At 60.7% G+C, this 9,566-nt stretch carries 11 protein-coding genes; 7 read left to right on the forward strand and 4 right to left on the reverse strand.

Features of this window, described 5'->3' with window-relative positions; all coding sequences use genetic code 11:
• Positions 1-201: 201 nt before the first annotated feature.
• The gene (locus tag BW990_RS12285; RefSeq protein WP_076448328.1) at positions 202-1,098 is read right to left on the reverse strand and encodes a PhzF family phenazine biosynthesis protein; all 897 of its coding nucleotides are present in this window, start codon (positions 1,096-1,098) and stop codon (positions 202-204) included.
• A gap of 441 nt (positions 1,099-1,539) precedes the next feature.
• Between BW990_RS12285 and BW990_RS12290 the strand changes: the two genes are divergently transcribed.
• From BW990_RS12290 to BW990_RS12300, 3 genes are all read left to right on the forward strand, one after another.
• A complete protein-coding gene (locus tag BW990_RS12290; RefSeq protein ID WP_076448329.1) occupies positions 1,540-1,932 on the forward strand; it encodes a nuclear transport factor 2 family protein in 393 nt (130 codons plus the stop codon).
• Positions 1,929-2,945, forward strand: coding sequence for an NAD(P)H-dependent amine dehydrogenase family protein (locus BW990_RS12295; RefSeq protein ID WP_076448330.1), 1,017 nt, complete (start codon positions 1,929-1,931; stop codon positions 2,943-2,945). Before BW990_RS12290 ends, BW990_RS12295 begins: the two co-directional genes overlap by 4 nt.
• A gap of 636 nt (positions 2,946-3,581) precedes the next feature.
• Complete coding sequence (locus BW990_RS12300; protein ID WP_083950581.1) at positions 3,582-4,223, forward strand: sulfotransferase family protein; 642 nt, start codon at positions 3,582-3,584, stop codon at positions 4,221-4,223.
• 51 nt (positions 4,224-4,274) lie between these two features.
• Here the strand turns inward: BW990_RS12300 and BW990_RS12305 are convergent, their stop codons facing one another.
• From BW990_RS12305 to BW990_RS12315, 3 genes are all read right to left on the reverse strand, one after another.
• Complete coding sequence (locus BW990_RS12305) at positions 4,275-4,526, reverse strand: hypothetical protein (RefSeq protein ID WP_076448331.1); 252 nt, start codon at positions 4,524-4,526, stop codon at positions 4,275-4,277.
• A 78-nt stretch (positions 4,527-4,604) separates the two neighbouring features.
• Positions 4,605-5,180 carry a LysR family transcriptional regulator gene (locus tag BW990_RS12310; protein ID WP_076448332.1) on the reverse strand — a complete coding sequence of 192 codons (576 nt, stop codon included), beginning with the start codon at positions 5,178-5,180 and terminating at the stop codon, positions 4,605-4,607.
• Positions 5,181-5,204: 24 nt separating this feature from the next.
• Positions 5,205-6,161 (reverse strand): LysR family transcriptional regulator, encoded by a 957-nt coding sequence (locus BW990_RS12315; RefSeq protein WP_076448333.1) that lies wholly within the window; start codon positions 6,159-6,161, stop codon positions 5,205-5,207.
• Between the two features lie 282 nt (positions 6,162-6,443).
• Between BW990_RS12315 and BW990_RS12320 the strand changes: the two genes are divergently transcribed.
• From BW990_RS12320 to BW990_RS12335, 4 genes are all read left to right on the forward strand, one after another.
• Positions 6,444-7,268 (forward strand): class I SAM-dependent methyltransferase, encoded by an 825-nt coding sequence (locus tag BW990_RS12320; RefSeq protein WP_076448334.1) that lies wholly within the window; start codon positions 6,444-6,446, stop codon positions 7,266-7,268.
• Between the two features lie 70 nt (positions 7,269-7,338).
• Positions 7,339-7,788 (forward strand): hypothetical protein, encoded by a 450-nt coding sequence (locus BW990_RS12325; RefSeq protein WP_076448335.1) that lies wholly within the window; start codon positions 7,339-7,341, stop codon positions 7,786-7,788.
• Between the two features lie 232 nt (positions 7,789-8,020).
• Complete coding sequence (locus tag BW990_RS12330) at positions 8,021-8,506, forward strand: hypothetical protein (RefSeq protein ID WP_076448336.1); 486 nt, start codon at positions 8,021-8,023, stop codon at positions 8,504-8,506.
• Between the two features lie 10 nt (positions 8,507-8,516).
• Positions 8,517-9,173, forward strand: coding sequence for a hypothetical protein (locus tag BW990_RS12335; protein WP_076448337.1), 657 nt, complete (start codon positions 8,517-8,519; stop codon positions 9,171-9,173).
• The last annotated feature ends 393 nt before the right edge of the window (positions 9,174-9,566 follow it).

Genomic DNA, 9,566 nt, shown 5'->3' on the forward strand with positions numbered 1-9,566 from the left:
CGCCGCAGCTTCCTCGAACCGGCCCTTCGTGGCAACGCGCAGCATTGTCTTCCAGCCCAAGGTCCGCAGTGCGGGACTTCCGGTCATTCGCTACGAACGCATCGTTCAAGGCTTCGCAAACCGGCATCCGTGAGCAATAGGGCACCAGGGGATCGGGCTACTACCAAGCAGTGACGGGGACTTGCGAATGCGGGCCCTGTATCATGGAATTCTTATCCTGCTCGAAGAGATCGGGACAGCGCAGCCGCCAATTCGGACCGCGGAAAGCTCCCCATCCTTCAACATGATCCGCGCCTGGATCTCCGACCGGCGCCCCATTTCAACGCCTTGCAGGACTCGAGCACTTGTTTCAGCTCGTGTGCAGTGGCCATGACAGGCCAGAAGCCCCGCGAAAGTCACAACAGCTGATCCAGTCGCGGGATCTTCTGGGGTTCCACCCGCCGGTGAGAACATCCGAGCTCGGAAGCAATTCTCTGCGTCCGAAGTGAAAAGCCATGCACTGATCGTGCCCGCGCGTTCGGTCAGCCTGTCCCAGTCGCTTCCGGTTGGCCGAGCGCGCCCAAGCGCATCGACCGACGCGACAGGTACAAGCAGATAGGACGGCCCGGCCTGCCAGACCTCGGGCATTGCCACGGTCGCATTGCCGATGTCTCGGGCGTCGAGACCAAGGGCGTCTGCTGTCAGTTCCTTGTCTGTTATGACGCGGTTTCGCACTGGAAGGAGTGGCGCCGTGAATTCAGCAGTTACCCGGCCGTTCTCTCTTTGCACGCGGACCGGAACCAGTCCCGCCTCTTCCTCTAAAGTCATTGCAACCGTCGCATCAGCCTGTGCTTCGATCAAACCAGAGAGATGAACGGCACAGCCGATGGTCGGGTGACCGGCGAAAGCTATCTCCGCTTTCGGATAGAATATGCGCACCTTCGCTGTGTTTACTGGATCGTCGGGCGGCATGACGAAGATCGTCTCAGAAAGGTTCAGTTCTTGCGCCAGTGTCTGCATCTGCTTCGTCGTTAAGGCTTCTGCTCGCGGCACAATCGCGAGCGGGTTGCCCAGAAACGGAGTATCGGTGAACACATCGTAGGTGAGCAGATCAAGCATGTAGCGAATCCCGCGAAGGTTTCTTTTTACTGACAGGGTCAGCTTCAGGAAACGCTCCGAGTCTTCAAGGCGATCCGCAACTTGCGTCGCAGGACATCAACTGATGCGCTTTGACAGCATCAAGCTCTGCTCCGCTGAGGTGGGTCGCTACTCAATGACCGTAAAGGGCTCGGAGGGGACTTGCGGCATCGCAGCGCGAGACGCGCTCACCCGAGCAGGGCACAGCGACGCTCCCGGCCCTTACCTGCCGCTCAAGCAGTGGTCCGCCGCTGCAGCGCAGCTACCCCGAACCAGTCATTCGTCGTCACGTGCAGCATAGTCTGGCAGCGCTCGGTCAGCAGTGCGGACGGAAGCTGACCTCCGTGATCCTCTGTTAAACGGCTGCTTGTTGATTGGATCGCGCATGCGGCATAGCATTTTCCACGGTCAGGGAGGCGGAAGATGTCATTTACTCAAAGCGAATTGGATGACCTCGCGAAGCGCTACACGGAAGCCTGGAATTCGAAAGTCCCCGAAAACGTGGCTGCGTTTCATGCGCCGACGAGCGGCATCGTGATCAACCGCGGCGAGCCCTCGGCCGGTCATGAAGGTCTCACGGCGATGGCGGCAGGTTTTCATGCGGATGTCCCGGATTTGCACCTCAGCTGTGACGGAATACGCGGGGCTGGCACACATGTCGTCTATATGTGGACCTTTACCGGCCATCACGCACAAACCGGAAACTCGCTGCACGTGAAAGGTTGGGAAGAGTGGGAGTTGAACGACGAGATGAAGGTCACGTCTTCACTCGGCTGGTTTGACGGCGAGGAATACGACCGCCAAGTATCAGGATGACAAACGCTCCGTATTCCGGGATCCGCGTCATTGTCTATGGCGTCGGCGCTATGGGGTTGATCGCCACGCGTCTTCTCTTGGACAAAGGCGCCGAGATCGTGGGGGCCATCGGACGGAGCCCCTCCAAGGTGGGACGTGACCTCGGCGATATCGCCGGACTGGATAGGTTTCTGGGCGTTCCGGTCGAAAATGATCTCGAAGCCGTGCTGTCGCGAGGTGCAGATATCGCCGTGGTGTGCGTCAGCAGTTACTTGTCCACGATGCACAAGCACTTCGCGGCTTGTCTTGAGCACGGCATTAACGTCGTAACCATCGAAGAAGAAACGGTATTCCCTTGGACGACTGCTGCCGATCAAGCTCAATCGCTGGACGCGCTCGCCAAGGCCAATAAGGTAACCCTCGCCGCGTCGGGCGCTCAGGACGTGTTCTGGCTGAACTTGGTGACCACGCTGTTGGGCGCATCCCACAGGATCGTCCGACTATCCGGGCAATGCCGATGGAACGTGGATGACTACGGACCCGAGGTTGCCGGGCACCTGTTGATCGGTCGCTCCAAGGAAGACTTCGATAAATATGTAGCGTCATCTGGATGGCCTGAATTTGTTGCGCGGCAAACGTTGGAGGCCCTGATCGCGCGTATCGGGCTCGAAGTGGCCTCGATCACATCGAATGTGAGCGCAGTCACGTCCGAAGAGCCCATCCATTGCCAAAGCCTGGGCACGGACATCGCGACGGGTTTCGTGATTGGAACGGTTGACAGGACTTTCATCACCACACGAGAAGGCCCGCGCTTCGAGTTCGCGATGGAAGGGCGCGTTTACCGTGCTGGTGAAGCCGACAACAATCTCTGGCAGGTGAAGGGTGAGCCGGACCTCGAACTCAGGTGCGATGACGCCAACTATCGCTTCACGACCTGCTCAACGCTCATAAATCGCATCCCCGATGTGATTGCAGCCCCGCCCGGACTGCGCTCGCTCGATATGTTGGCCCCGGCAAGTTACCGACATCACTGATCGGATAAGGCTTGTACCACGTCAGGTTGGCGTCATTAGCCCGTTGGCTATCCCGGAATTTATCCCCAGAGCTTTACTGGTCAGAATCGGCCCAGAGCTGCCAGACAAGACCACCAAAAAGGCTACGGGCGGTTTTCCAGTCGCGGACCTTCAAACGCACGCGATGCAAATGGATAGAGCACCAAGATCTGGGTGAATACCGGGGCCGGAGGTCCAGGCGCAGGCCACCCTCCGGCTCTACTTGCCATCTTCCACGAGAGCGTCCAGATGATCGATTGTGCATGCTCGGCCCATAGCAGCCGTCAGCTTGGTCTGTCCTTTGTTGCGATGCAGTTCATCAAACCGGCCATGCGTTGCCACGGCAAACGCCGGGGTCACTACAAGTCACACATTGCGAAATTTCCGGACATTCAGTCGGATAATCCTGCCGGGTGAAGGTGTTGGGTAATTCTGCAATCACTGTTTGCAATCATGCTCGGCGCGGACAAGCAGCGCTTGCTGTATTCTGTTCTCATCGCTGCAACAATCGGCCGAAAAACTCAGGGCACGGGCTGGCTGGGGACCTTCTCAGCCGTAGGATCCCTCGCGGCCTCCAAACAGCGATCGTGAAACACGACGAACGCACTGGAGATTGAATTGTCCCTCAAAATTATCGGAAGCGGCATGAGCCGTACTGGCACATTGTCCACCAAGACAGCCCTCGAAATGCTCGGCTTCGGTCCGTGCCACCACATGATGGAACTCTTCGCCAATCCGGCTCAGGTCGCGATCTGGGCCGAAGTTGCCCGCTGTGAGCCAATGGACTGGCCGGCAGTCTTTGCAGGCTACACCTCGCAGGTCGACTTTCCCGGCGGCCGTATCTGGCAGCAGACGATCCATGCCTTTCCCGAGGCCAAGGTGCTGCACACCGAGCGGCCTGAGGAGGATTGGTGGGCGAGCTTCAGCAAGACGGTGCTGAAGGTCTGGGCCAATCATGCGCGGCTGACACGGAACATGCCGCCACATATTCAGGACATCTTTGTGAAACTCTCCCCCTTCTACATTGACGACACATTCGGCGGCCTGCCCGACAAGGACATGGCGCTCGCCGCCTATCGCCGGAATAACCAGCTGGTGCGTGAGCTTGTCCCGGCCGATCGGCTACTTGTCTTCACGCCGTCCGATGGCTGGGCGCCGCTTTGTGACTTTCTCGGCGCTCCGATGCCGGATCAGCCGTTTCCGCGTAGCAATGGTCGCGACGAATTCTGGGATAATTTCGAAGAAGAGCCGGTCGGCTGAGCCCCATTCGACCCTTGCGCGGATTGCGATCACGGGCCGACGCGTCCCTGTTCAAAGCGCAGCCGTGGTCCCTTTCAATGCAGGGCGGCGCGCTTTGAGGAACGCTACCAAAGCGTCCAGCACCGCCCGCATCTTGGCCGAGCCGCGGGCGGATTCGTGATAGAGTACCCAACTGTCCATCTGGTCGAATGGCTCGGGGAACACGCGCTCCAGCGCCGGACATGTATCGCCCACCGCGCAGAACAAAGGGCCGATGCCGCCGCCCTGTTCGATGATGACTCGCGCGGAATCCGAGTTTTCCACCCGCGTCGCTGGTCGGTCGGGATCGGCGAACTGCTCAACCCACCCGAAGGCGCGCGCATGCAGGAGCGGCGCATTGTATCAAACAAGAGGGTGATCGCACAGGGCTTCTGGCGTGTCGGGCCGTCCATGGCGCGCCAGATAGTCCCTCGAGGCATAGAGGGCGCTTCCCCACGTAAACGTATGCGCGATCACAAGGCCTGGATCTTTCGGCGGGATGGTCCGCACCGCGATATCCGCGTCGCCCTTTGACAGATCGATGCCCGAGATCGAACTCATCAGATCGACATGCAGGCCGGGATGAGTATCACCAACCTCTCCGACAAGCGGGCGCAGGACATGCGCGGCCGTCGGCACGCAGGCGATCCGGACGGTGCCCTCAGCGGCTTGCCGCATCGACCGCACGTCAAGCGTGGTCGTGCTGACTGTCGCATCCATGACTTCGGCGGCCTTCAGAACAGCCAAACCCTCGGGCGTAAAACGGAACGCGCCGCCGCCGCGCACGATCAGCTTGGCGCCAAAGACACCTTCGGCCGCGGCCAGACGGCGGCTGACTGTCGAGGTGTCGACGCCCAAGAGCCGGGCCGCGCCGCTCACGGACCCGCCCTTGTCGAGAGCAAGAATGATGCGGAAGTCGCTCCAGTTGGGGTCCGTCATGGCCGCTCCTCGGCCTTTGCGGGATCAAGGTTCAAGAGTAAGGACCGCTTCATGCATCTGCGCGGTGATATCGGCCTCGTGCTTCCGATACGCCGCGATCACCGTGTCCCGCAGCCAGATATTGGCGGGATCGGTTGCATAGCGCGCCGACCACGCGAACCGCATCGGAAAGTCCTTCGGCGCGGCCACCGGCTCGAGCACTTGCAGGTCGTAGCGTTTCCAGGTCTCCATCATGGCGAAGCTTGGCTGGGTGGTGATCAGGTCGCTTTCCAATAAGACTGGGCCAGTCAGCGGAAAGTCGTGCACCTTGCCGCCCAGCGTGCGCGGCCGGTCCAGCAAACGGTGCTCCTTTTCGATCGGCGTGCCGCCGGTATCCTCAACGGCGACCTGAAGGTAACGGTACTTTGCGGCCGTGTCGGCGCTCCAGGTTTCGACGGCCGGATGACCCCGTCGCACGAAGCTGAAGAAGGTCACCGGCGGAAGATCGACCGCCTGGATCCCGTCTGCAAGATGCGCCGGGCCGCCCACGTGCAAAAGGTCGATCAGCCCGTCGATAAGATCGTTCTGGTTGGTCGGCTTGATCCTGACCCAGTCCAGCATCGCACCCGGAGCCAGCCTGCTGATCTCAGCCGTCGCTTGCGCCATGAAGGCGGGTGAGGAATGCAGAGCGATACGGAACACGCGATTTGTCGTTGCCGGGTCGAAGGTCTCGGCTGGTTCCAGCGCGCGGCGCAGGTTACGCAGGATCGGGGCGATCTCGTCTGCCAGCAGAAGCGCACGCGGTGTCGGCTGCATCTTGCCGCCGACCCGAACGAACAGCGGATCGTCGAACTGGGTTCGCATCCTACCAAGCGCATGACTGACAGCAGATGCCGTCAGGTGCAGCCGGTCCGCAGCCGCGGCGACGCTGCCTTCCTCAATCAGCGCCTCGAAAGTCGAGAGCAGGTTGAGATCGATCTTGTGTAACTGAATTTGGCTCATGTCGGCCTGAAATCGTTTCGCTGGATTGGAGAGAGATTGCAGCGGATAGTCTTCTCATGTCCAACGGAAAGCATCGCGCGGACCAGCGACACTCGGGCAAGCGACTGAATATCTGGCGTTTTCCACGAAGAGAAACCTTGACGACGCCGCTCCGGGGAACTGGGGCAGCCGATATCCGAAGACTTGAATTTCATTCCCGGCAGAGACCGATCCGCGGCGCCCAAAACAGGCACGGACAGGAAAGCTGTGCTCCGCCCGGACCAGCCGAAGGAGACCCAACCCATGACTGTTGCCGAAAAACCCGAAGCACCGCCACATACCCTTAGCGGTGGAGTCAATGGCCGGATCTGGGGCGCACGCGCCGCCGATTGGGCGCGCATCCAGGAAGAGCAATGTGCAGCGGGCTATCACGCGGTGTTTGACAAGGTGCCCGTCGGCTCGATGACCCGCCTGCTTGATGCGGGCTGCGGTGCCGGCATGGCCATGCAACTCGCCGCCGATCTGGGTGCTGCGGTTGCGGGCATCGACGCGTCCGCCGCTCTGCTGGATGTCGCCCGTGAGCGTCTGCCGGGTGCCCGTCTGGAACGGGGCGACCTCGAGGTCTTGCCTTTCGAGAATGACAGTTTTGACGTCGTGACGGGTTTCAACTCTTTCCAATACGCCACTGATCCCGTCGCTGCCTTGCACGAAGCCCACCGCGTCACGGCGCCGGGTGGCAAGGTGTTCATCATGACATGGGGCGAGCCCGGCAGCATGGAGGCAACCGCGTTCGTCGCCGCGCTGAAGCCGCTGCTGCCGCCACCGCCCCCAGGTGCTGCCGGGCCGTTTGCGCTATCGGAACCGGGCAAACTCGAAGAGCTCGCAGCACGCGCCGGCCTGACCCCGCGCGAGGTTTTCGATGTGGACAGCGCCTGGCGCTATCCGGACCTTGCCACGGCACTGCGCGGACTGGGTTCGTCGGGTGTCGCTTTCAAGGCCGCCGAGACCAGCGGGCAGGCCGCGCTGGACGCAGCGCACGAAGCGGTGCTTGCCCCATTCGTCCAGCCCGATGGCGGCTACCGGATTGGCGCAACCTTCCGCATCCTCATGGCCGAAAAAGCCGTCTGAACCACTTCCGAGCCGCGCCGATAGCGGCCGCCCAAGACCCAAACGCAATCTCCAAACAAGGAAAAGACCCATGAACACGATCCTGAAAACCCTGTCGGCCGCGGCACTTGCCGCTCTGGTTTCGGCTCCGGCCGCAAGGGCCGAGGTGTCCGAACACTTCATCATCCATGAATTGGAACAGACGCCGCAGGAAGCCGCCACGCTGATCCGCGATTTCATCGCGATGAGCGAAGATTGGTCGATGAACGGTGACTTCGAGATGATGGGCGGTGCTGCGATCGGCATGAAGATCTGCTTCAATGCCATGCGCGGCTATGTCGGTGCCGCGGGGTTGCACAACCTCGCCCTAATGCCCTGTGGCAATATCGCCTTCTACGAAGAGGATGGTCAGTCCTACCTTTCGATGCTCGATGTCGGGTACATCACGACCCTGTCGCCGCATCCGTCGCTCGAAGAGGGCGTCGCCCTCGCGCGTCCGGCCTATGCCGAGATGTTCGCGCAGGTATTGGCCGTCGAATAGGGCGTCTCGTCAGAGGGAACGCCACGCGAATGTGGGGCGCAAAGCCGCTCTCGACCCGGTCTCAGGACCGGGTTGGCACACCGAAGCGCGCCGCCAGTCTGCGCAAACTCAATGCATTCCCGGGTGCATAGTCGCGGCTCCGACCCAATCCAATTGATACCAGAGGAGTCTGCGCGGTATCGTTCCAGCACGATTTCCAATCACCAGTCCCCATTCTCATTCAGAGGTTTCCATGCCCCAGACCATTCAAGTCGCTGTTATAGCCGTCGCGACGCTTGGGACCGGCGCGGCCACGATGTCTGTCATGAATGAAGACATCCCCGACCTGCAAGTGCCAGAAGGTGCCTGGGTGTCGTCCGGCGCGCTGGATGGCCGGGCCTTCGAGGTTTACGGCCAAGACGTAAACAGTGGTGCCGTTCTGGAAGACGAAATCATATTCCGGGATGGGACCTTTCAGTCCGTTGATTGCCAGAATTACTGCGATTTCAGCTGGTCCGAGTATCAAACAAAAGAGATCGGTGGCGTGATCCATTTTACCGCCACGACCGTTTGCCCGGATGCGCCACACACAGTGGTGTTTTACGGCCAGGTTGATGGCGACGCTGTCACGATTCAAGGGACGTGGACCACGCGCCGCTGGTTTTGGACCAATCAGATCGTCATGGAAGTGGCTGGCACGGCCACCGATTTCGACGCCGCACTCGCCGCCTCCGGCTGAGACCCGCGCCATGCGTACGCCCGGTCCCTCGCTGGGCAGTATTGTCCTGCGCGTCGCCATCCTGATCGCGGTGCTGCTGCTGGCCACTTGGGGCGCGCACATGGTCCGAGATGCACTGAACCTGCAGATCCGGCCCGACAACGAACAGCAGATTCACCGCATGATCATGCTTGGCGCGGTGGCCTATATCGGGTTGCTGGCGCTGCCTTTCGTGCCGGGGGCCGAGATCGGTCTGGCCATGCTCGCGGCCTTCGGTCCGGCCATCGCACCGCTGATCTATGTCTGCACCGTGGCGTCGATGATCCTCGCCTACACGGCGGGGCGGTTTTTACCCATTGATGTCTTGCGGCGGGTTTTGTCGGTCTTACGGATGCACAGGGCCGCGGACCTCGTTGCCCGGGCAGCACCCCTGTCTGGTGAGGACCGGATTGCCATGCCGCTGGACGGGCAATCGGCGCGCGCGCTGCGGCGCGCGATCCGTTATCGCTATGTCGCGCTGGCCGTGGCGGTGAACACGCCCGGAAACTCGGTCATCGGCGGCGGCGGTGGCATCATGCGTATGGCGGGCCTCAGCGGTATCTTTTCACCACTTGCCACCATCGCAAACATCGCGCTTTCCGTCTCACTGGTATCTTTGGCGATGGTATTTTTTGGCTTGCGGCTCTAACGCAAAAGGCGTGCCGCATGAGAGCGCAAGCGCGCGAGGGCGAAGGCTCAGAAGAGTTTCAAGCCGGGTAGTCGGGTATTCCGAGGCTACACCAGCCCGTGGGAAATGGCCTCGCTGCTCGATCGCGACCGAAGACACTGACCGCTTTCAGCTCATCATTTTCAATGCGTACCATGGCTCTGAGCTGGAAGCGCCCTTGCGGCAATGCAGGGAAATTTCCGAGCGCAAGGTCAATTGAATGTCGGCTTTCGCTGGAGCCACTTGGTCTGTTCGCGGCTGTAGCGAATGTCGGCTTCCCGCCGATTCCGTTGAAAAACTCCTGTTCGCGAGCGCAGAATATTGGCGCTCGTGATTGGCTCAAGCGCCTTTCCCTTCAGGCGTTTCGTGGTTTCT

It is taken from the genome of Roseivivax lentus (assembly GCF_900156805.1).
In the GTDB taxonomy this organism is placed as follows: Bacteria; Pseudomonadota; Alphaproteobacteria; order Rhodobacterales; family Rhodobacteraceae; genus Roseivivax; species Roseivivax lentus.